Origin of the sequence: Streptomyces niphimycinicus, from assembly GCF_018883605.1 — a bacterium.
In the GTDB taxonomy this organism is placed as follows: Bacteria; Actinomycetota; Actinomycetes; order Streptomycetales; family Streptomycetaceae; genus Streptomyces; species Streptomyces niphimycinicus.
In genome coordinates this window covers 68,874-89,682 of sequence record NZ_JAHLEM010000015.1, presented here as the reverse complement: position 1 = coordinate 89,682, position 20,809 = coordinate 68,874, and the positions used below count along the sequence as shown (strand labels likewise).

Annotated in this window: 19 protein-coding genes; all 19 read right to left on the bottom strand. The window is 69.8% G+C overall.

The genetic code is table 11. The features are described 5' to 3' along the window. Positions 1 to 2 precede the first annotated feature (2 nt). On the bottom strand, positions 3 to 917 hold the full coding sequence (locus KN815_RS02095) for a F0F1 ATP synthase subunit gamma (protein WP_216339572.1): 915 nt from the start codon (positions 915 to 917) through the stop codon (positions 3 to 5). Between the two features lie 2 nt (positions 918 to 919). After that, positions 920 to 2,491, bottom strand: coding sequence for a F0F1 ATP synthase subunit alpha (gene atpA, locus KN815_RS02090; protein WP_216339570.1), 1,572 nt, complete (start codon positions 2,489 to 2,491; stop codon positions 920 to 922). A gap of 89 nt (positions 2,492 to 2,580) precedes the next feature. Continuing rightward, positions 2,581 to 3,396 (bottom strand): F0F1 ATP synthase subunit delta, encoded by an 816-nt coding sequence (locus tag KN815_RS02085; RefSeq protein WP_216339569.1) that lies wholly within the window; start codon positions 3,394 to 3,396, stop codon positions 2,581 to 2,583. Beyond that, positions 3,393 to 3,965: a F0F1 ATP synthase subunit B gene (locus KN815_RS02080; RefSeq protein WP_216339567.1), complete on the bottom strand. Its 573-nt coding sequence runs from the start codon at positions 3,963 to 3,965 to the stop codon at positions 3,393 to 3,395. The genes KN815_RS02085 and KN815_RS02080 overlap by 4 nt, the downstream gene beginning before the upstream one ends. A gap of 38 nt (positions 3,966 to 4,003) precedes the next feature. Beyond that, the gene (gene atpE, locus KN815_RS02075) at positions 4,004 to 4,246 is read right to left on the bottom strand and encodes an ATP synthase F0 subunit C (RefSeq protein ID WP_020868408.1); all 243 of its coding nucleotides are present in this window, start codon (positions 4,244 to 4,246) and stop codon (positions 4,004 to 4,006) included. Between the two features lie 77 nt (positions 4,247 to 4,323). Beyond that, positions 4,324 to 5,133 carry a F0F1 ATP synthase subunit A gene (gene atpB / locus KN815_RS02070; protein ID WP_216339565.1) on the bottom strand — a complete coding sequence of 270 codons (810 nt, stop codon included), beginning with the start codon at positions 5,131 to 5,133 and terminating at the stop codon, positions 4,324 to 4,326. Between the two features lie 264 nt (positions 5,134 to 5,397). Next, positions 5,398 to 5,853: a Cg1360 family ATP-synthase-associated protein gene (locus KN815_RS02065; protein WP_216339563.1), complete on the bottom strand. Its 456-nt coding sequence runs from the start codon at positions 5,851 to 5,853 to the stop codon at positions 5,398 to 5,400. 292 nt (positions 5,854 to 6,145) lie between these two features. Next, a complete protein-coding gene (locus KN815_RS02060; protein ID WP_253208692.1) occupies positions 6,146 to 7,567 on the bottom strand; it encodes an MraY family glycosyltransferase in 1,422 nt (473 codons plus the stop codon). 75 nt (positions 7,568 to 7,642) lie between these two features. Beyond that, on the bottom strand, positions 7,643 to 8,932 hold the full coding sequence (glyA, locus tag KN815_RS02055) for a serine hydroxymethyltransferase (RefSeq protein ID WP_216339561.1): 1,290 nt from the start codon (positions 8,930 to 8,932) through the stop codon (positions 7,643 to 7,645). Between the two features lie 137 nt (positions 8,933 to 9,069). Then, complete coding sequence (locus tag KN815_RS02050) at positions 9,070 to 9,729, bottom strand: arsenate reductase/protein-tyrosine-phosphatase family protein (RefSeq protein WP_078643655.1); 660 nt, start codon at positions 9,727 to 9,729, stop codon at positions 9,070 to 9,072. Next, positions 9,726 to 10,373 carry an L-threonylcarbamoyladenylate synthase gene (locus KN815_RS02045; protein WP_014054918.1) on the bottom strand — a complete coding sequence of 216 codons (648 nt, stop codon included), beginning with the start codon at positions 10,371 to 10,373 and terminating at the stop codon, positions 9,726 to 9,728. The genes KN815_RS02050 and KN815_RS02045 overlap by 4 nt, the downstream gene beginning before the upstream one ends. 49 nt (positions 10,374 to 10,422) lie before the next feature. Beyond that, positions 10,423 to 11,268 carry a peptide chain release factor N(5)-glutamine methyltransferase gene (prmC, locus tag KN815_RS02040; protein ID WP_059147679.1) on the bottom strand — a complete coding sequence of 282 codons (846 nt, stop codon included), beginning with the start codon at positions 11,266 to 11,268 and terminating at the stop codon, positions 10,423 to 10,425. Positions 11,269 to 11,322: 54 nt separating this feature from the next. After that, the gene (gene prfA, locus KN815_RS02035; RefSeq protein WP_216339559.1) at positions 11,323 to 12,402 is read right to left on the bottom strand and encodes a peptide chain release factor 1; all 1,080 of its coding nucleotides are present in this window, start codon (positions 12,400 to 12,402) and stop codon (positions 11,323 to 11,325) included. 128 nt (positions 12,403 to 12,530) lie between these two features. Further along, on the bottom strand, positions 12,531 to 12,755 hold the full coding sequence (gene rpmE / locus KN815_RS02030; protein ID WP_201851294.1) for a 50S ribosomal protein L31: 225 nt from the start codon (positions 12,753 to 12,755) through the stop codon (positions 12,531 to 12,533). 166 nt (positions 12,756 to 12,921) lie between these two features. Further along, positions 12,922 to 14,046, bottom strand: coding sequence for an LCP family protein (locus KN815_RS02025; protein WP_216339557.1), 1,125 nt, complete (start codon positions 14,044 to 14,046; stop codon positions 12,922 to 12,924). Between the two features lie 367 nt (positions 14,047 to 14,413). Then, positions 14,414 to 16,558 (bottom strand): transcription termination factor Rho, encoded by a 2,145-nt coding sequence (gene rho / locus KN815_RS02020; protein ID WP_216339555.1) that lies wholly within the window; start codon positions 16,556 to 16,558, stop codon positions 14,414 to 14,416. 402 nt (positions 16,559 to 16,960) lie between these two features. Beyond that, positions 16,961 to 17,875 carry a homoserine kinase gene (gene thrB / locus KN815_RS02015; protein ID WP_014054912.1) on the bottom strand — a complete coding sequence of 305 codons (915 nt, stop codon included), beginning with the start codon at positions 17,873 to 17,875 and terminating at the stop codon, positions 16,961 to 16,963. Between the two features lie 400 nt (positions 17,876 to 18,275). Then, entirely contained in the window at positions 18,276 to 19,394 is a 1,119-nt protein-coding gene (thrC, locus tag KN815_RS02010) for a threonine synthase (protein ID WP_253208691.1), read from the bottom strand. A 59-nt stretch (positions 19,395 to 19,453) separates the two neighbouring features. Then, complete coding sequence (locus KN815_RS02005) at positions 19,454 to 20,746, bottom strand: homoserine dehydrogenase (RefSeq protein ID WP_216339553.1); 1,293 nt, start codon at positions 20,744 to 20,746, stop codon at positions 19,454 to 19,456. Between the last annotated feature and the right edge of the window lie 63 nt (positions 20,747 to 20,809).

Below are 20,809 nucleotides of genomic sequence, written 5' to 3'. Positions count from 1 at the left end.
TGTCAGTCACTCCCCGCGGAGGCGTCGGCCAGAGCGCTCGCGCCACCGACGATCTCGCTGATTTCCTGGGTGATGTCGGCCTGGCGGGCCGCGTTGGCAAGCCGCGTGAGCGACTTGATGAGTTCATCGGCATTGTCGGTCGCCGACTTCATCGCCCGCCGGGTGGCCGCGTGCTTGGAGGCGGCGGCCTGGAGCAGGGCGTTGTAGATACGGGCCTCGACATACCGGGGCAGCAGGGCGTCCAGGACGTCCTCGGCCGACGGCTCGAAGTCGAAGAGCGGGAGGATCTCGCCCTTCTTCTCCTGCTGCTCCGCCGTCCCCTGGAGGCTGAGCGGCAGCAGCCGGTCCTGGACCGGGGTCTGCGTCAGCATCGAGACGAACTCGGTGAAGACGATGTGCAGCTCGTCCACGCCGCCCTCGGCCGTGTCCTTGAGGACGGCCTCGATCAGCGGGCCCGCGACCTTCTTGGCGTCCGCGTAGGTGGGGCTGTCGGTGAAGCCGCCCCACGACTCCGTGACCTTGCGCTCACGGAAGGAGTAGTACGCCACGCCCTTGCGGCCGACGATGTACGCGTCGACCTCCTTGCCCTCACGGATGAGCCGCTCGGTGAGCTCCTCGGCCGCCTTGATCACGTTGGACGAGTAACCGCCCGCCAGACCCCGGTCGCTCGTGATGAGCAGCACCGCGGCGCGGGTCGGGTTCTCGCTCTCCGTGGTCAGCGCGTGCTGGGTGGTGGAGCCCTTGGCGACCGCGCCCACCGCCCGGGTGAGCTCGGTGGCGTACGGAGTCGACGCGGCCACGCGGCGCTGCGCCTTGACGACGCGCGAGGCGGCGATCATCTCCATCGCCTTGGTGATCTTCTTGGTCGCGGAGACGGACTTGATCCGCCTCTTGTAGACCTTGGCCTGGGCACCCATACTCAGCCCTCGCCCAGCAGCTTGCCGTCCGAGGTCTCGAACTGCTTCTTGAAGCTGTCGACGGCCTCGCCCAGCGCCGCGATCGTGTCGTCGGACATCTTGCCGCCCTCGACGATGCCGGTCAGCAGCCCCTTGTGCTCACGGTGCAGGTAGTCCAGCAGCTCACGCTCGAAGCGGCGGACGTCCTGGACCGGGACGTCGTCCATCTTGCCGTTGGTGCCGGACCAGATGGAGACGATCTCGTCCTCGGTGGAGTACGGGGCGTACTGGCCCTGCTTCAGCAGCTCGACCATGCGCGCACCGCGCTCCAGCGACGCCTTGGAGGCCGCGTCCAGGTCCGAGCCGAAGGCGGCGAACGCCTCCAGCTCACGGTACTGGGCGAGGTCCACCCGGAGCCGGCCGGACACCTGACGCATGGCCCGGTGCTGAGCCGAACCACCGACTCGGGAGACCGAGATACCGACGTTGAGGGCCGGCCGCTGGTTGGCGTTGAACAGGTCGGACTCGAGGAAGCACTGACCGTCGGTGATGGAGATGACGTTGGTCGGGATGAACGCCGACACGTCGTTCGCCTTGGTCTCGACGATCGGCAGACCGGTCATGGAACCGGCACCCATGTCGTCGGAGAGCTTGGCGCAGCGCTCCAGCAGCCGGGAGTGCAGGTAGAAGACGTCGCCCGGGTAAGCCTCACGGCCCGGCGGGCGGCGCAGCAGCAGGGACACGGCGCGGTAGGCGTCGGCCTGCTTGGACAGGTCGTCGAAGACGATCAGGACGTGCTTGCCCTGGTACATCCAGTGCTGGCCGATGGCCGAGCCGGTGTAGGGGGCCAGGTACTTGAAGCCCGCCGGGTCGGACGCCGGGGCGGCGACGATCGTCGTGTACTCCAGGGCGCCGGCCTCCTCCAGCGCGCCGCGCACGGACGCGATGGTGGAGCCCTTCTGGCCGATGGCCACGTAGATGCAGCGAACCTGCTTCTTCGGGTCGCCGGAGCGCCAGTTGTCGCGCTGGTTGATGATCGTGTCGACGCACAGCGCGGTCTTGCCGGTCTGCCGGTCGCCGATGATCAACTGGCGCTGGCCGCGGCCGATCGGGGTCATGGCGTCGACGGCCTTGTAGCCCGTCTCCATCGGCTCGTGCACCGACTTGCGCTGCATGACCGTGGGGGCCTGCAACTCGAGGGCGCGGCGGCCCTCGGTCTCGATCTCGCCGAGGCCGTCGATCGGGGCACCCAGCGGGTCGACCACGCGGCCGAGGTAGCCCTCGCCGACGGCGACCGAGAGGACCTCGCCGGTGCGGTGCACCTGCTGACCCTCCTCGATGCCACTGAACTCACCGAGGACGACCGCACCGATCTCGCGCTCCTCGAGGTTGAGGGCGAGGCCGAGGGTGCCGTCTTCGAACTTCAGCAGTTCGTTCGCCATGGTCGAGGGAAGACCCTCGACCTTCGCGATGCCGTCGCCGGCAACGCTGACCGTCCCGACCTCCTCGCGCGAGGCCGCGTCCGGCTTGTACGCCTGGACAAAGTTCTCCAGCGCGTCCCGGATCTCCTCCGGCCGGATCGTGAGCTCCGCCATCTGGGTTCCCTGCTCTCCTTGTTGGGCCCGAAGTGTCTGACCACGGCCCAACTCGGGCCGCTTGCATGCTTGTTGAGTTGGTGGCTGTGTCAGCCGGCCATCCGACGGGTCGCCTCGTCGAGGCGGTCCGCGATGGTCCCGTTGATGATCTCGTCGCCGATGCGCACCGAGATCCCGCCGAGGACCTCCGGGTCCACGTCGAGGTTGAGGTGCATCTTCCGTCCGTACAGCTTCCCCAGTGCCTCGCCGAGCCGCTGCTTCTGCCGGTCGCTGAGCGGCACCGCTGAGGTGACGACCGCGACCGTACGGTCCCGGCGCTCCGCCGCCAGCCTGGACAGCTCGTCGAGACCCGTCTCCAGGCTACGACCCCGCGGGTGGGTCACCAGACGGATCACCAGTCGCTCGGTCACCTGGTCGGCCCGGCCGCCGAGCAGCTCGCGGACCAGCCCGGCCTTGGCCGCGACGGTCGCCCGCCGGTCGGTGAGCGCGCCCCGCAGCTCGGACGAGGAGGAGACGATCCGGCCGAACCGGAACAGCTCGTCCTCGACGTTGTCGAGGGCACCCGTCCGCTCGGCCGCCACCAGGTCGGCGGCGCTGGCCAACTGCTCCAGCGAGTCCACCAGGTCGCGCGAGCGCGACCAGCGGGACCGGACCAGGCCGGAGACCAGGTCGATGGACTCGCCGCCGACCTGTCCGCCCAGCACTCGCGCGGCCAGCTCGGCCTTGGCCTCGCCGGGCTGCGCCGGGTCGGTGAGGACCCGGCGCAGCGAGACCTCGCGGTCGAGCAGCGCGGTGACGGCGGCCAGCTCCTCGGCGAGCTTCGACGCGTCGACGGCGGTGTTGTCCGTCAGGGCGTCGAAGCGCTCGCGCGCGGCTGCCAGTGCCTCCCGGCTCGCTCCGTTCATCGGCCGGCCTCTGCCTTCGAGCCGTCGTTCGACTTGGAAGCCTTGTCATCGAGTTCGTCGAGGAACCGGTCGATGGTGCGGCTCTGCCGGGCCACATCCTCGAGCGACTCGCCGACGATCCGGCCGGCCAGGTCGGTGGCGAGCCTGCCCACGTCCTGGCGCAGGGTCTGGGCGGCCTGCTTCCGATCGGCCTCGATCTGAGCGTGTCCGGCCGCGATGACCTCTTCACGCTGCCGCTGGCCCTCCGCGCGCATCTCGGCGATGAGCGCGGCGCCCTGCTCCTGCGCCTCCTGGCGCAGTCGCGCGGCCTCGTGGCGGGCGTCCGCGAGCTGGGCTCGGTAGTCCTCCAGGACCTGCTGGGCTTCGGCCTGAGTGGCCTCGGCCTTCTCCATGCCGCCTTCGATCGCCTCGCGGCGCTCCTCCAGAACCCGGTTGATGTTCGGGAGGAGCTTCTTGGCGAGGAAGATGAAGACGATGGCAAAGGCGATCAGGCCGATGACCAGCTCCGGGATCGGCGGGATGAGGGGGTTCTCACTCTCCTCAGCCGCCACCTGTACCAGGGCGTTCACATCAGTGCCTTCCGTCTGTCGTGGTTAAAGCGGTCCGTTCAGGACTTGAAAAGGAAGCCCATGACGATACCGATCAGCGCGAGCGCCTCACAGAAGGCGAAGCCCATGATCTGGTTGGCGCGGATCAGGCCGGCGGCCTCGGGCTGGCGGGCCAGGGCCTGGGTGCCGTTACCGAAGATGATGCCGACGCCGACGCCGGGGCCGATCGCGGCGAGACCGTAACCGATCGAGCCGAGGTTGCCGGTGACGCCGTCGGCGGCGAGGGTCTGGAGAGCGGACATGCCGGTTCTTCCTTTGCGTTTCATGGGCCGGTGGGGGTTGGCCACCGGACGTCTGATGGTCTGGGAGCCAGGTCCGCTCAGTGGTGCTCGGCGAGCGCGCCCTGGACGTAGTTGCAGGCCAAGAGCACGAAGACGTACGCCTGGACAGCCTGGATGAAGAGCTCGAAGGCGGTCAGCAGAATCGTCATCACGAAGGACGCGCCCGCGTAGACGATGCCGATGCCGTTCAGCAGGTACCAGGTGCCGATGGTGAACATCAGCAGCAGCAGATGGCCCGCGAACATGTTGGCGAACAGCCGGACCGCGTGGGTGAAGGGCCGGATGATGACGTTCGAGAAGAACTCGATCACGACGATCATCGGCAGGATCGCGCCGAGCTCCTTGTCGTAGCCGGTGATGTTCTTCCAGCCGCCGACGAAGCCGTGCTTCTTGAAGGTCAGGTACATCCAGAGGATGTAGACGATCGCGGCCAGACCGGCCGGGAAGGCGATGATCGACGTCACCGGGAACTGGGCGACCGGAATGATCGACCAGAGGTTCATGATCCAGACGAAGAAGAAGATCGAGACCATGAGAGGGACGTACTTCTCGCCCTCCTTCTTGCCGAGGGCCTCATAGACCAGGCCGCGGCGCACGAAGTCGTAGCCCGCCTCGCCGATCATCTGAAGCTTGCCCGGCACGACCTTGGCGCGCGCGAAAGCGGCCCAGAAGAACCAGACGATGGCGACCGTACCCAGCAGGGCCAGCAGCATCGGCTTGTTGAAGTCAAAGCCGCCGACGGAGAAGAGCGGCTCGAACTTGAAGGAATGGAGTCCGGGTGCCGGGAAGCCGCACCCGTCGAAGATGTGGCAGTTCGTCTCGAAGGCGAGCGTCTGGTCAGGACTCACCGCGAGCTCCTTCAGCGTGGCGCATGGGTACGGCAACCTCGTTGTGTCGGCGCGGCACGCGGCCACGGAACGGCACTGGACTGGTCTTGCGGATGTGGGGGCGGCTGATCGGCACGTGGCCGAGTGGTATGTCGGGCATCAGCTGCATGGGCCGCCGATTCCGTCCCGTGGAATCCGGGGGTTCAGCTACCTGCGCCCGCTGTGCCTCAGATGGCACCGGACGATAGCAGGTGAGCGCACATGCTCTTATCCCGGGCCTACTTCTCACGGCGTGGACCCGGCGGGAGCGGACTTCTTCGCCCCCTCGGGCTTACGTTCGTCCTCGGCTTCGGGCTCCACATAGAGGATCTTCGCCTTCATATGCGCACGGGCCTGTGCGCCGACCCACACCAGGGTCGCCGCGAGCAGCGCGAGGGCGAAAGCCTTGACGTTGAACATCGTGGTGTCCTGGAACACCGCGAGCACGACCGCCACCAGCAGGAACTCGGTCATGAAAAGCACCATGCCCATGGCCTGGAACAGATGCGGGAGATGCTTCGCGGTGCGCTCCAGCACGATCAGCCCCGAACCCATCACCACCATGGCGACGAATGTGCCGAAGCCCGCGCCGATCGCTCCCTTGCCGCCTGCGAACGCGGCACCGACAGCGACGGCGACCACGCCGACGACGGCGGTGGGCACGGCGCAACTCAGGAGCGTTCTGGCGTCGTTGGACTGCATGAAGGGTTTCTCCGGCAAGTGTCGGAAGCAACGATTCGTCGTGGACGAGCGTATCCCCGGGAACAGAGGAGACCTCACGACGAAGAGCCGTCGCCCTACGGCCCCTCGGGTCTAAGCACCGGGTTTAGTGAACGGTATCACAAACTATTTGATGAGGTCTTTACCCTTCGGATGTGCTGCACGTCACACGGGAGAGTTATCGACTGTGTACCGTGCTGACGCCGTCCTGTGATCTTCGGTGCTCTCACCGGCCGTTCCCCCGCCGCATTTACTGGGGGAATCACCAGGGCGGCTACTGAGGTGTTCCGATCCTGCGGCGGTGGGTGAAGCGGGACCGGTCGCCGATCGCGGTGGCGCCGTTCACCCCACTGTTCGTCCCGCCGCTCGCGCCGCCGTTCAGCCCGCTGTTCGCCCCGCCGTTCAGCCCGGAGCCCACCGGCTCGGGCGCGGCCGTCTGCGGATCCGATGGCGCGGACCCGCCGCCGGCCACGGCCGCCACCGGCTCCGCGGGCGCCTCGGCGCCCTGTTCGGCCCGTGCGATCCGGTTGGCGCGGCGGTAGCGCGGCGGAACGAACGCCTCGGCCCAGCCCGGCACGCGCGGGGTGAACCGCGGCAGCAGCAACAGCACCAGCCCGACCCCGCTCAGCGCGACGATCGCGAGGACGAACCACACACCGGCCGAGTTCACCGAGTAGGCCACGGCGCCGAAGGCGATCAGCGCCGACCAGAAGTACATGATCAGGACGGCCCGGCTGTGCGAATGGCCGATCTCCAGCAGCCGGTGGTGCAGATGGCCGCGGTCCGCGGCGAACGGCGACTGGCCCCGCCAGGTGCGCCGGACGATGGCCAGCACCAGGTCGGCGAAGGGCACCGCGATGACGGTCAGCGGCAGCAGCAACGGGATGTAGACCGGGACGGTGGCGTGCACCGCGGCCTGCTCGGACCCCTCGAACAGCTTCATCGCGTCCGGGTCGACCTGGCCGGTGATGGAGATGGCACCCGCCGCCAGCACCAGCCCGATCAGCATCGAGCCCGAGTCGCCCATGAAGATCCGCGCGGGGTGCGCGTTATGCGGCAGGAAGCCCAGGCACATCCCCATGAGGACGGCGGCGAACAGGGTGGCGGGCGCGGCCGCCTCCAGGCCGTAGCCGTACCAGATGCGATAGGCGTACATGAAGAACGCGGCGGCGGCGATGCACACCATCCCGGACGCCAACCCATCAAGCCCGTCAACGAAGTTGACGGCGTTGATGGTGATGACGACCAGGGCGACGGTCAGCAGTGTGCCCTGCCAGGGCGTCAGCGAGACCGGTCCCACACCGGGCACCGGAAGCCACAGGATGGTCAGACCCTGGAGCACCATCACACCGGCGGCGATCATCTGGCCGCCGAGCTTGATCAGCGCGTCCACGCCCCACTTGTCGTCCAGCACGCCCAGCAGCCAGATCAGCCCGGCGCCGGACAGCAGCGCCCGTGGCTCGTTGGAGACCTCGAAGACGTCCTTGAGATTGGTCAGATGGGCGGCGACCAGCAGCCCCGCGCACAGCCCGCCGAACATGGCGATGCCACCGAGCCGCGGAGTGGGCTCGCGATGCACATCACGGGCGCGGATCTCCGGCATCGCACCGGCCGCGATGGCGAATTTCCGCACCGGCCCGGTCAGCAGATAGGTGACCGCGGCCGTGATGCACAGAGTCAGCAGGTATTCACGCACAGGCTGCCCCAGAGGTATCGCTGGCCATCACAGCCTCACACCTTATGCGTGTCGGACGCCTTGCGGTGAACGTACTTACAGACGTCCTACACCTTCGGATGGTTGCATGATTCGGGCCTCGTCCGGATAGGGCGGAAATCTCCCGGCCAGTTCCGCCACCTTTTCCCGTACCACGCCTTCGTCCCGCAGGACGGTTCCCATCAGGGCCGCTATCCGCTCCATTTCCGGCGCTCCCATTCCCTGGGTGGTCACCGCGGCGGTGCCCAGCCGGATCCCCTTGACGCATCCCCGGGGCTCGGTGGCGGATGCCAGCGCGCAGGTGTCCAGGACGATCCCGGCGGCCGCGCAGCGGGCCTTCGCGGTCCGTCCGTCCAGGCCCAGCGGGGCCGTATCGGCGGTGATCATATGGGTGTCGGTGCCGCCCGTGGCCACCGCGAGACCCTCCGCGACCAGGGCGTCCGCGAGCACCCGGGCATTGGCCACCACCCGCCGCGCATAGGCGGTGAAGGCGGGCGCCGCGGCCTCGCCGAAAGCCACCGCCTTGGCCGCGACGGTGTGCATCTGGGCGCCGCCCTGGGTGAACGGGAACACCGCCCGGTCGACCCGCTCGGCCAGCTCCGCACCGCACAGCAGCATTCCGCCGCGCGGCCCGCGCAGCACCTTGTGTGTCGTTGCGCACACCACATCCGCGTACGGCACCGGGGACGGCGCCACCTTTCCCGCGACCAGACCGATCGCATGGGCGGCGTCGGCGATGAGATAGGCGCCCACCTCGTCGGCGATGGCACGGAAGGCGGCGTAGTCCAGATGGCGCGGATAGGAGATGGAACCGCAGACGATCGCCTTCGGCCGGTGGGCGTGGGCCAGCGCGCGGAGCTGCTCGTAGTCGATCAGGCCGGTCGCCGGATCGACGCCGTAGCCGATGAAGTCGAACCAGCGGCCGGAGAAATTGGCGGGTGAGCCATGGGTGAGATGGCCGCCGTGCGGCAGCGCCATCGCCAGCACCGTGTCCCCGGGCCGCAGCAGCGCGGCGTAGGCGGCCAGCACCGCCGAGGAGCCCGAATGCGGCTGCACATTGGCGTGCTCGGCGCCGAACAGGGCCTTCGCCCGGTCCTGGGCGACCCGCTCGGCGATGTCCACGATCTCGCAGCCGCCGTGGTGGCGGGCGCCGGGATAGCCCTCGGCGTACTTGTTGGCCAGCGGCGAGGCGAGCGCCGCCAGCACGGCCGGCGAGGTGAAGTTCTCGGCCGCGATGAGCTGGAGGCCGCAGGAGACGCGGTCGATCTCGCTCAGGATGATCCCCGCCAGCTCCGGGTCCTGGCGGGCGAGCGCTCCGAAATCGGGGCCCCGGGGGGTGACGGCCATGGCGTGCTCACAGCCTTCGGAGGGGACGGCGGGTCGTCGAAGGTGGTCACCCCCAATGTAGGCCCCACACGCCCTCGTGGCGCGCCGTGAGCCCCGGGAAACCCCCGCCCGCGCGCCCCTGGGCCCCGCCAGGGGGGCTACGCGGGGGCGGGGACCCCCGTCAGGGCCGTGACGACCGGGTCCAGGGCCTGGTTGATCTCGTCCCCGATGGAGCGGAAGAAGGTGATCGGCGCCCCGTACGGATCGTGCACCTCGTCCGCGTCCTCGGTGGGCGCCAGCAGCCAGCCGCGCAGCGCGGCCGCCGCCTGCACCAGGGCGCGGGCGCGCTCGACCACGCCGCCCGCCTCCGCCGGATCGGGCAGCGTCGCGGGGTCTATGGCCCGCACCAGCCGGGTGAACTCCTTGAGCGTGAAGGTGCGAAGCCCCGCCGAATGCCCCATCGAGATGACCTGCGCCCGGTGGTCGCGGGTGGCGGTCAGGACCAGATCGGCGCGGATGACGTGCTCGTCCAGCAGCTCACGGCCGAGGAAGCCCGCCGGGTCGGCGCCGAAGTCGGTCAGGACCGTCGCGGCGTGCGCCTCCATGGGCGCGCCCTCATGGCCCCAGGTGCCGGCGCTCTCCACGATCAGACCGCGGGTGCGGACGGTGCCGAGGCGGTGCGTGAGGGCATGCCGGGTCAGCCGCTCGGTGATCGGCGAGCGGCATACATTGCCGGTGCTGACGTGGAGGATGCGGAAGGTGGCCTCGGGCTTCTTCTCACGGTGTTCCGCTATGCCACGCCCCTCAGGGGCTGTCAATTCGCCACCTCGAGGTCGGGTACGACCTCGCGGAGCTGCTCGGCGGTGAGCGCGCCCGCCCGGAGCAGCACCGGCACCTTGCCGGTGACGTCGACGATCGAGGAGGGCACGGCGGCCGGGGTGGGCCCGCCGTCGAGGTACACCGAGACGGAGTCCCCCAGCATGTCCTGGGCGGCGTCGCAGTCCTGCGGTGAGGGGTGTCCGGTGAGATTGGCGCTGGAGACCGCCATCGGGCCGAAGTCCGTCAGCAGCTCGATCGCGACCGGGTGCAGCGGCATCCGCACCGCGACGGTGCCCCGGGTCTCCCCCAGGTCCCAGGTGAGGGACGGCTGGTGCCGGGCGACGAGGGTGAGCGCACCGGGCCAGAAGGCGTCGACCAGCTCCCAGGCCATCTCGGAGAAGTCGGTGACCAGCCCGTGCAGGGTGTTCGGGGAGCCGACCAGCACCGGGGTGGGCATATTGCGGCCGCGGCCCTTGGCCTCGAGCAGATCGCCGACCGCCTCGGCGTTGAAGGCGTCCGCGCCGATCCCGTAGACGGTGTCGGTGGGCAGCACGACCAGTTCGCCGCGGCGGACGGCGGAGGCGGCCTCGCGCAGGCCGGTCTTGCGGTCGGTGGCGTCCCCGCAGTCGTATCGCCGTGCCATCTTTAACGGACCTCCTCGTACGTGGCCAATGTGTGGTGCGGTGCCGCCGTCACGGCATGGCCTTCCGCGCGGTGGCGAACCGGGGCCGGTTGTTCAGGTCGGGGTGGTCGGCGGCGTCCGCCCAGCCACGCTCCTCCGTGAAGATCCACGGCACCTGGCCGCCCTGGGTGTCTGCGTGCTCGATGACCACCACGCCCCCGGGGCGCAGCAGCCGGTGGGCGGTGCGCTCCAGGCCACGGATCACATCGAGGCCGTCCTCTCCGGAGAAGAGCGCGAGCTGGGGGTCGTGGTCGCGGGCCTCCGGCGCCACGTACTCCCACTCGGTCAGCGGGATGTACGGCGGGTTGCTGATGACGAGGTCCACCTGTCCGTCGAGCTCGGGCAGGGCCGTCAACGCGTCCGCGTGATGGAGAACGACGCGGGACCCCTCGACGTTCTTGCGGGCCCAGCGCAGCGCGCCCTCGTCCAGCTCCACGGCGTGCACCCGGGAGCGCGGCACCTCCTGGGCGAGCGCGAGCGCGATGGCGCCGGAACCGGCGCACAGATCGACGATGAGCGGTTCGACGACGTCCATCGCGCGGACCGCGTCTATCGCCCAGCCGACCACCGACTCGGTCTCCGGCCGGGGCACGAAGACCCCGGGTCCCACCTGGAGTTCCAGGTAGCGGAAGAAAGCGCGGCCGGTGATGTGCTGAAGGGGTTCGCGGGCCTCGCGCCGGGCGACCGCCTCCCAGTAGCGGGCGTCGAAATCGGCGTCGGGCACGCCGTGCAGCTCTCCCCGCTTGACGCTGTGCACAAAGGCGGCGAGCTCCTCCGCGTCGAAGCGCGGTGAGGGCACGCCCGCGTCGGCCAGCCGCTGAGTGGCCTGCGCCACCTCGGCGAGCAGCACGTTCACTGAATTCCTCCAGCCGGTCCGGACAAGAGCACGAAGCCTACGACGGTGGGTGGCTCAGCCCGCGGCCGCCAGCTTGGCGGCCGCGTCGGCGTCGACGCACGCCTGGATGACCGGTTCGAGTTCACCGTCGAGCACCTGGTCCAAGTTGTACGCCTTGAAACCGACTCGATGGTCCGAGATCCGGTTTTCCGGAAAGTTGTACGTACGAATGCGCTCGGAGCGGTCGACGGTGCGCACCTGGCTGCGGCGCGCGTCCGACGCCTCCCGCTCGGCCTCCTCCTGGGCCGCGGCCAGCAGCCGCGAGCGCAGGATGCGCAGTGCCTGCTCCTTGTTCTGGAGCTGGCTCTTCTCGTTCTGGCAGGAGACGACGATGCCGGTGGGCAGGTGGGTGATGCGCACCGCGGAGTCGGTGGTGTTGACCGACTGGCCACCGGGTCCCGAGGAGCGGTAGACGTCGATCCGCAGGTCGTTCGGGCCGATCTCGACCTCGACCTCCTCGGCCTCGGGCGTGACCAGCACACCGGCCGCGGAGGTGTGGATACGGCCCTGGGACTCGGTGGCGGGCACCCGCTGCACCCGGTGCACCCCGCCCTCGTACTTCAGCCGGGCCCAGACGCCCTGGCCGGGCTCGGTGGCGCCGTTCCCGCCCTTGGTCTTCACCGCGACCTGGACGTCCTTGTAGCCGCCGAGGTCGGACTCGTTGGCGTCGAGGATCTCGGTCTTCCAGCCGACGCGCTCGGCGTACCGCAGATACATCCGCAGCAGATCGCCGGCGAACAGCGCGGACTCCTCGCCGCCCTCCCCGGCCTTGACCTCCAGGATGACGTCCTTGTCGTCGCTCGGGTCGCGGGGGACGAGCAACAGCCGCAGCCGGTCGGTCAGCCCCTCGCGGGACTGCTCCAGCTCCTTGACCTCATCCACGAAGTCGGGGTCGTCCTGGGCCAGCTCCCGGGCGGTCTCGATGTCCTCCCCGGCCTGCTTCCAGGCGCGGTAGGCGGCGATCACCGGGGTCAGCTCGGCGTAGCGCTTGTTGAGCCGACGCGCCTCCCGCTGGTCTGCGTGGACCGCGGGGTCGGCGAGCCGCTTTTCGAGGTCGGCGTGTTCGCCGATCAGTTCCTCGACCGCCTCGAACATCGGGGGGCTCCCTGGGTGGTCTGCGTGGTGGTGGTGCGGAGATGAGGTGCCGGAAGGGCCGTGACGACAAAACGCCGGTCCGGTCGCCCCAGGGAAGGGGCGACCGAAGACCGGCGCCGTGCGGGTCGCTACTTCTTGGCGGACCCGGCATTCTTGCCGAAGCGGGCCTCGAACCGCGCCACGCGGCCACCGGTGTCGAGGATCTTCTGCTTGCCCGTGTAGAACGGGTGGCACTCGGAGCAGATGTCGGCACGGATGGTGCCGCCGCTCACGGTGCTACGGGTGGTGAAGGACGCGCCACAGGTGCAGCTCACCTGCGTCTCGACGTACTCCGGGTGGATCTCGCGCTTCAAGGGAATCTCCTAGGTTCGGGAGGGCACCGGGTCGACGGGCGGGATGCCTGTCGTGAACCGGGACCGACGATCCAGTTTGCCAGTACTGGCCGCATCTCCCAAAACCGGGGGCGGGGCCGGGGTATTCCCGGCCCCTCCCGGGGGCGCCGTCCGACTCCCGGGGGCGCTACTTGACGACCTTGCCCGCGTCGGTGGCGTCGCCCGCGGAGCCCTTGGTGGCCGAGGCGGGGACGGGCTGGTCGTTGCGGAGCGCCGTCCATATGAGCTTGGCCTTGCGCTCCATGGGCAGCACCCGGTCCGGGTTCTGCGGGTCGTACTCGACGGGCAGCGTGGTCATCTTCATATCGCCCGAGCCGATGCCCTTGAGGGATTCGGCGAAGCCCTTCAGCTTGCTCACCGAGGCCAGCTCGGAGTCGGTGGTGAGCGCCTTGGTGGAGGTGTCGGCGAGGTCGTAGAGCTTCTTCGGGTTGCCGAACACATCGACGTGCTTGATCTGGTCCAGCAGCGCCTTGACGAACGCCTGCTGGAGCTTGATCCGGCCGAGGTCGCTGCCGTCGCCCACGCCGTGCCGGGTGCGCACCAGGCCCAGGGACTGCTCGCCGTTCAGCGTGTGCGGGCCGGGCTCCAGGTCGAGGTGGCTCTTCGCGTCGTGAATCGGGGCGGTGGTGGTGAGGTTGACGCCGCCGAGGTCGTTTATGAGGTCCTTGAAGCCGGAGAAGTCGACTTCGAGGAAGTGGTCCATGCGTATGCCCGTCATGGACTCGATGGTCTTGATGGTGCAGGCCGGGCCGCCGGTCTCGTACGCGCTGTTGAACATCGCCGACTGCACGGCGGGCGTCTGCTGCCCGCCCTTGGTGGTGCAGGACGGCCGCTGTACGAGGGTGTCGCGCGGAATGCTGATGACGCTGGCCTTCTTGTGGCCCTTGTAGACGTGGACGATCATCGCCGTGTCGGAGCGCGAGGTGCCCTCGTCCGTGCCGTACTTCGCGTTCTTGCCGGCCCGGGAGTCGGAGCCGAGGACGAGGATGTCCATCGAGCCGTTGTCGACGTTCTTGGGGCGGTTGGCACCGAGGGCGGCGTTGACGTCGACGCCGGTGAGGTTGCCGTTCAGCTTGTAATAGAGGTAGCCCAGTCCGGCACCGCCCAGCACCAGCACGGCGGCCAGCGTCCACACCGTGTAGAGCACGGCCCTGCGGCGCGTGCTGGTCCGCTTGCGGCGGCGGCCCGATGTCACGCCGCGGGCGCGGTGGCGGCCCGGCGTCACCGGTGCGTTGCTGCTGTCCTCGGCCATGTGCTCCTCAGTCCTCTATGTGCTGCCCGAGTACCCCCTGCCGTCACGGTCAGGCGTGGCGTCGCGGTTTCGCGGTTTCCGCAAGTGGTGTCTGCCTGTGTTCCGGCCCCGTATTCCGACCTGACAGATGGAAGGCCGTGCGCCAGGGTTGCATATGCGCGATGGCCGGTTTTCGTCCGGGCCGCCGAGCGTTCCGTTCGTCCCCTTCGTCCGCCTTACCGCTCTGACCTGCACTTTCGCGGGCGATAACATGATCAGGACCGGTCCGTGGCCCGGCTTGCCGCTGTGGCTCACCTCTCATCGAACGCAGCGAGGCCCCCCGCGGTGCGGGGGGCCTCGGCTACGGAGCGTTCCGGCGGGTATCCGATCAGTCGCCGTTGTTGCCCGGAGTGGGCGTGGTCTTGGCGATCTGCATCAGGAACTCGGCGTTGGACTTCGTCTGCTTCATCTTGTCCAGCAGCAGCTCGATCGCCTGCTGGGAGTCGAGCGCGTGCAGCACCCGGCGCAGCTTCCAGACGATGTTCAGCTCCTCCGGCGCCAGCAGGATCTCTTCCTTACGGGTGCTGGACGGGTCGACGTCCACCGCCGGGAAGATGCGCTTGTCGGCGAGCTTCCGGTCGAGCTTGAGCTCCATGTTGCCGGTGCCCTTGAACTCCTCGAAGATCACCTCGTCCATCCGCGAGCCGGTCTCGACCAGCGCGGTGGCCAGGATGGTCAGCGAGCCGCCGTCCTCGATGTTGCGCGCGGCGCCGAAGAACTTCTTCGGCGGGTAGAGCGCGGTCGAGTCGACACCACCGGACAGGATGCGGCCGGAGGCGGGCGCCGCCAGGTTGTAGGCGCGGCCCAGGCGGGTGATCGAGTCCAGCAGGACGACCACGTCATGGCCCAGCTCGACCAGGCGCTTGGCCCGCTCGATCGCCAGCTCCGCGACGGTGGTGTGGTCCTCGGCCGGGCGGTCGAAGGTCGAGGAGATGACCTCGCCCTTGACCGACCGCTGCATATCGGTGACCTCTTCCGGCCGCTCGTCGACGAGGACGACCATCAGATGGCACTCGGGACTGTTGCGGGTGATCGCGTTGGCGATCGCCTGCATGATCATGGTCTTACCGGTCTTCGGCGGGGCCACGATCAGACCGCGCTGCCCCTTGCCGATCGGCGCGACCAGATCGATGATCCGGGTCGTCAGCCCGCCTGCCTCGGTCTCCAGACGCAGCCGGTCCTGCGGGTAAAGCGGCGTCAGCTTGCCGAACTCCGGCCGCCCGCGCCCGGTTTCGGGCGCCATGCCGTTGACCGAGTCCAGCCGCACCAGCGCGTTGAACTTCTCGCGGCGCTCGCCCTCGCGCGGCTGCCGGACCGCGCCGGTGACGTGGTCGCCCTTGCGCAGACCGTTCTTACGGACCTGGGCGAGCGAGACATAGACGTCGTTCGGGCCCGGGAGGTAGCCGGAGGTCCGGATGAACGCGTAGTTGTCGAGGATGTCGAGGATGCCCGCGACCGGGATCAGGACATCGTCCTCGGACACCTGCGGCTCGTTGCCGAAGTCGTCGCGGCCACGGCGGCCACGGCGGTCCCGGTAGCGACCGCGGCGGCCACGGCGGCCACCGTCGAAGTCGTCGTCGCTCTCGTCGGGGCGCTGCTGGGCCTGGCCGCGCCCGTCGCGCTGCTGACGGCCGCCGCTCTGCTGGCCGTCGTCGCCCTTGCCCCGGCGGTCACCGCGCTCGCCGCGCTCACCGCGGTCCCCGCGGTCGCGCTGACGCTCCCGGCGGTCGCCCTTCTGGCCGCGCTCCTGGCGGTCACCGCCCCGCGCGCCCTTGCCCTCGGCGGTGTCGACGGCGGCCTCGGCCTTACCGTCGCCCTTGGGCTCGGTCCTGGTCTCGGTCTTGGCGGAGGCGTCCGTACGAGTCTCCGTCTTGGTCTCGACAGCGGTGGCCGTGCCCCCGGCGTCGGGGGTGGTGGCGGGCGCGGTGGCGCGGCGACGGCGGCGCTCACCGGCCGGCTGCTCATCGCCCGCGGGCTCACCGGGCTGGCCCGGGATCTCGATCTGCTGCTGGGAGACGGCCTTCTCCTCGGCTTCGGCCTTGTCGGCCTTCTCCGCCTTCCCGGCGGACTTCGAGGACTTGGCGCTGCCGGCCTTCTCCTCGGCGTCATCGCCCGTACGCGTCCGCGAGGTGGCGCGGCGCTTCGGCTTGGTCGCGCCTTCCGCGGCGGACGGGCTGCTCTCGGAGCCCTCGGCGGAGCCGGAGCCCCCGGCCTGCTTCTCCTTGATGACCTCGATCAGCTGGCCTTTGCGCATCCGTGCGGTGCCCTTGATGCCAAGGCTCGAGGCGAGCTGCTGGAGCTCGGCCAGGACCATGGCATCAAGGCCGGTGCCCGAGCGGCGTCGCCGCGGGGCAGCGCCAGTGGCAGCACCGGTGGCGGGCGCGGAAGCGTCCGTGGCGGGCGCGTTGTTGCCGACACCGCTGTCGGAGGTGCCGGAGGCGTTCACGCCCATCAGATCGGTGGTGTCGCTCACGAAGGGTCCTTCCCTGGAGCGGGCGTCGGCCTGTCTGGCTCGGCGACCGGTTGTGCTGTCCGGCTGTGGTCCTTCCGTAATGGACCGGGCCGGGGCGGTGGTCCGCCGGGGTACGGCGGAGAGATCAATTCATGGTTCCGACGCGGTGGAGGGTTCACTGGGATCCGCCACGCCGATTCCGGAGCGTGCTCGCTACTGCTCAGGCAGGCTGCTCAGGCAGTGGGGGAGGCTCCCGGAAGAAGGGTGGTCCCGGATGGGGACACTGAGCACCTCGCCTCCGAAGAGATCCAAGAGGCATCAAGTGCTGACTTGAGGTTAACACTACCGGATCCAACAAACATTCCCCCTTTCCAAGACCGGCTATCGAGTTTTCCCGGGTCCGGGATGCCCCGGACCCCGGTGTCAGGTGAGCGGCAGGACGCTCGCCCCCCCGGCGTCGAGAGCCAGCCGGTTGGCCGCCCACCCCTCGCCCGCCAGTCGTGCGACCTTGTCGGCCGCACCGTCCTCGACCAGCGCGAGCACCGTGGGGCCCGCACCGGAGATGACCGCGGGGACGCCGTCCGTCCGCAGTCGGTTCACCAGGCTCACGCTCTCGGGCATCGCCGGAGCACGGTATTCCTGGTGCAGCCGGTCCTCCGTCGCCGCGAGCAGCAGCTCGGGACGCCTGGTCAGGGCCTCGACGAGCAGTGCGGCCCGGCCCGCGTTCACCGCCGCGTCCACATGCGGGACGGTGCGCGGCAGCAGCCCGCGGGCGGTCTCGGTGAGCACCGGCCGGCCAGGGACGAAGACCACCGGAACGATGGAATCCGCAGGGTCCATCCTGATCGCGCGGGCGGATCCCGCGTCCGTCCAGGCGAGGGTGAAGCCGCCGAGCAGACAGGCGGCGACATTGTCGGGGTGGCCCTCGATCTCGGTGGCCAGCTCCAGCACCGCCTCGTTGTCGAGCCGCTCGGCGCCGCCTATGGTCACCGCGCGCGCGGCGACGATCCCGGCGCAGATGGCGGCGGAGGAGGAGCCCAGGCCCCGGCCGTGCGGGATGCGGTTGGCGCAGACCACTTCGAGGCCGCGGGGCTGCCCGCCCAGCAGGTCGAAGGTGGTGCGCAAGGAGCGCACGAGCAGATGACTCTCGTCGCGCGGCAGCGTCTCGGCGCCCTCGCCCGCGATGTCGACGTGCAGACCGGAGTCGGCCACCCGGACCACCACGTCGTCGTAGAGGCCCAGGGCCAGGCCGAGGGCGTCGAAGCCGGGACCGAGATTGGCGCTCGATGCGGGGACGCGCACTCGGACGGCGGCGGCGCGGAACGCTGGACCGGCCATCGCTCGATGACTCTCCTTGTGGTTACGTGCGATTGCTCGAAGAGGTACGGAACACCGCGGGGGCCGCGACACGTACGGCGACGCCGCGCAGAGGCGAGCGCTCTGCGTCGGGGCGGATTCAGTACAGCCTATCGAAGGAAGGTTCTGTGGCGACATAGGGCGCACGGGAGGCGCACGATGCGTGTCGCGCTCCCTGCAACCATCCGCGACCACTCTACTGGGTCGCTCCGCGCGCCCTCGCGCTACTCTGCCACCACTTGAGTGGATCTTTAGGGTACGGCCCGGAGGGGGCCCGGCGAGCCGCCGAGCGGCGGCCCGCCGAAACCCTCATCACCCCAGGTCACGACCCTCTGCGGAGCCGGGCCGGGACATACCGTGCCGAGTCCCTCGCGGGGCCGGATCAGGCCAGCCCGAGCCGTACGGCCGCGGCGTCCGCGTCCACCGGGACCACGACCGGCTGCGGCGCACCCGCCACCGCCCAGTCCGGGTCCTTGAGCCCGTTTCCGGTCACCGTGCAGACGATCCGCTGGCCGGGGTCGACCAGCCCCTGCTCGGCCGCCTTCAGCAGACCCGCCACGCTCGCCGCGGAGGCCGGCTCCACGAAGACGCCCTCCTGAGCGGCGAGCAGCCGGTAGGCGGCGAGGATCTGACGGTCGGTCACCTCGTCGATGAAGCCGCCGGACTCGTCGCGTGCCTGCTCGGCGTAGGTCCAGGAGGCCGGGTTGCCGATGCGGATGGCGGTGGCGATGGTGCTCGGCTCCTTGACCGGCTCACCGCGCACGATCGGCGCCGAGCCGGACGCCTGGAACCCCCACATCCGGGGCGTACGGGAGGCGCGGGCCTCGCTGTCGGCGAACGGCGCCGCGTACTCCTGGTAGCCCTTCCAGTAGGCCGTGATGTTGCCCGCGTTGCCCACCGGCAGCACATGGACGTCGGGGGCGTCCCCGAGCATGTCCACGATCTCGAAGGCGGCGGTCTTCTGCCCCTGGATCCGGGCCGGGTTGACCGAATTGACCAGCGCCACCGGGTACTTCTCCGACAGCCCGCGCGCCAGCGTCAGACAGTCGTCGAAGTTGCCGTCGACCTGGAGGATCTTCGCGCCGTGGACGAGCGCCTGGCCCATCTTGCCCAGCGCGATCTTGCCCTGCGGGACCAGCACCGCGCAGACCATCCCGGCCCGTACGGCATACGCCGCCGCGGAGGCCGAGGTGTTGCCGGTGGAGGCGCAGATGACGGCCTTGGCGCCGGCCTCCTTGGCCTCGCTGATGGCCATCGTCATCCCACGGTCCTTGAACGACCCGGTGGGGTTGGCGCCCTCGACCTTGAGGTGCACATCGCAGCCGGTGCGCTCGGAGAGCACCTGCGCGGGAACCAGCGGCGTACCGCCCTCGCGCAGGGTGACGACGGGCGTCGTCTCGCTCACCGGGAGACGGTCGCGGTACTCCTCGATGATGCCCCGCCAGCCGTGCCACTGGCGGGTGCCGGACATTCGGGGCCCGGCGTCGGCGATTGCGTTCATGATTTCCCTTACTCTCCGCTCACCCTCTGTTCGGCCTCAGAGCGGCCGCTACCCGGCCTCTACTCGCCCTCGACCCGCATGATGCTCGCGACATCGCGGACGGTGTCGAGCCGGCGCAGCGCCTCCACGGTCGACGACAGCGCGGCGTCGCTCGCGCGGTGGGTCACGACGACGAGGGACGCCTCGCCGTCCTTCCCCTGCTGGCGGACCGTATCGATGGACACGCCATGCTCGGCGAAGACTGTGGCGACCTGTGCGAGAACTCCCGGTTTGTCGGCGACGTCCAGGCTGATGTGATAGCGAGTGATCACATCGCCCATCGGGCTCACCGGGAGCCTGCTGTAGGCGGACTCCCCGGGTCCGGTGGCCTCCGCCAGCTTGTTGCGGCAGGCGGCGACGAGGTCGCCGAGGACGGCCGAGGCGGTCGGCGAACCGCCCGCGCCCGGTCCGTAGAACATGAGCTGCCCCGCGGCGTCGGCCTCCACGAAGACCGCGTTGTACGCCTCGCGGACGGAGGCGAGGGGGTGGCTCAGCGGAATCATCGCCGGATGCACCCGCGCGGTGACCGAGCGGCCGTCGGCGGCCCGCTCGCAGATCGCGAGCAGCTTGACGGTGCAGCCCATGCGCTTGGCGGAGGCGATATCGGCGGCGGTCACCTCGGTGATGCCCTCGCGGTGCACATCGTCGAGGGTGACCCGGGTGTGGAAGGCGATCCCGGCGAGGATCGCGGCCTTGGCGGCGGCGTCGAAGCCCTCGACGTCGGCCGTCGGGTCGGCCTCGGCGTAGCCCAGGGCCGTGGCCTCGTCCAGCGCCTCGCTGTAGCCGGCGCCGCTGCCGTCCATCCGGTCCAGGATGAAGTTGGTGGTGCCGTTGACGATGCCGAGGACCCGGTTGACCTTGTCGCCCGCGAGCGACTCGCGCAGCGGCCGCACCAGCGGGATCGCCCCCGCGACCGCGGCCTCGTAGTAGAGGTCCGCACGGCGCTGCTCGGCCGCGGCGTGCAGCGCCGCGCCGTCCTGGGCGACCAGCGCCTTGTTGGCGGACACCACGCTCGCGCCGTGGTCGAAGGCGGTGGTGATGAGGGTGCGGGCGGGCTCGATCCCGCCGATGACCTCGACCACCACATCGATGTCCCCGCGCTTGACCAGGGCCGTGGCATCGGTGGTCACCAGCTCCGCGGGCACCCCTTCCCGGACCCGGCCGGGGCGCCGCACGGCGATCCCGGCCAGCTCGACCGGGGCCCCGATGCGCGCCGCGAGATCGTCCGCGTGCGTCGTCATGATGCGCGCCACCTCTGAGCCGACCACACCACAGCCCAGCAGCGCCACTTTCAGCGGACGCGTACGCATCATCCGACCTCGTTTCTCATCCATCGCGTTAGGCATCAGCGCGTTAGTGCACCAGTCTCAGGCACT

What these genes read in the sequence shown, in the direction of transcription:
- KN815_RS02095 (WP_216339572.1), bottom strand. Translation starts at nt 917, where the DNA reads ATGGGTGCCCAGGCCAAGGTCTACAAGAGGCGGATCAAGTCCGTCTCC.
- atpA (WP_216339570.1), bottom strand. Translation starts at nt 2,491, where the DNA reads ATGGCGGAGCTCACGATCCGGCCGGAGGAGATCCGGGACGCGCTGGAG.
- KN815_RS02085 (WP_216339569.1), bottom strand. Translation starts at nt 3,396, where the DNA reads ATGAACGGAGCGAGCCGGGAGGCACTGGCAGCCGCGCGCGAGCGCTTC.
- atpE (WP_020868408.1), bottom strand. Translation starts at nt 4,246, where the DNA reads ATGTCCGCTCTCCAGACCCTCGCCGCCGACGGCGTCACCGGCAACCTC.
- KN815_RS02065 (WP_216339563.1), bottom strand. Translation starts at nt 5,853, where the DNA reads ATGCAGTCCAACGACGCCAGAACGCTCCTGAGTTGCGCCGTGCCCACC.
- glyA (WP_216339561.1), bottom strand. Translation starts at nt 8,932, where the DNA reads ATGGCCGTCACCCCCCGGGGCCCCGATTTCGGAGCGCTCGCCCGCCAG.
- KN815_RS02045 (WP_014054918.1), bottom strand. Translation starts at nt 10,373, where the DNA reads ATGGCACGGCGATACGACTGCGGGGACGCCACCGACCGCAAGACCGGC.
- prfA (WP_216339559.1), bottom strand. Translation starts at nt 12,402, where the DNA reads ATGTTCGAGGCGGTCGAGGAACTGATCGGCGAACACGCCGACCTCGAA.
- KN815_RS02025 (WP_216339557.1), bottom strand. Translation starts at nt 14,046, where the DNA reads ATGGCCGAGGACAGCAGCAACGCACCGGTGACGCCGGGCCGCCACCGC.
- thrB (WP_014054912.1), bottom strand. Translation starts at nt 17,875, where the DNA reads ATGGCCGGTCCAGCGTTCCGCGCCGCCGCCGTCCGAGTGCGCGTCCCC.
- thrC (WP_253208691.1), bottom strand. Translation starts at nt 19,394, where the DNA reads ATGAACGCAATCGCCGACGCCGGGCCCCGAATGTCCGGCACCCGCCAG.
- KN815_RS02005 (WP_216339553.1), bottom strand. Translation starts at nt 20,746, where the DNA reads ATGATGCGTACGCGTCCGCTGAAAGTGGCGCTGCTGGGCTGTGGTGTG.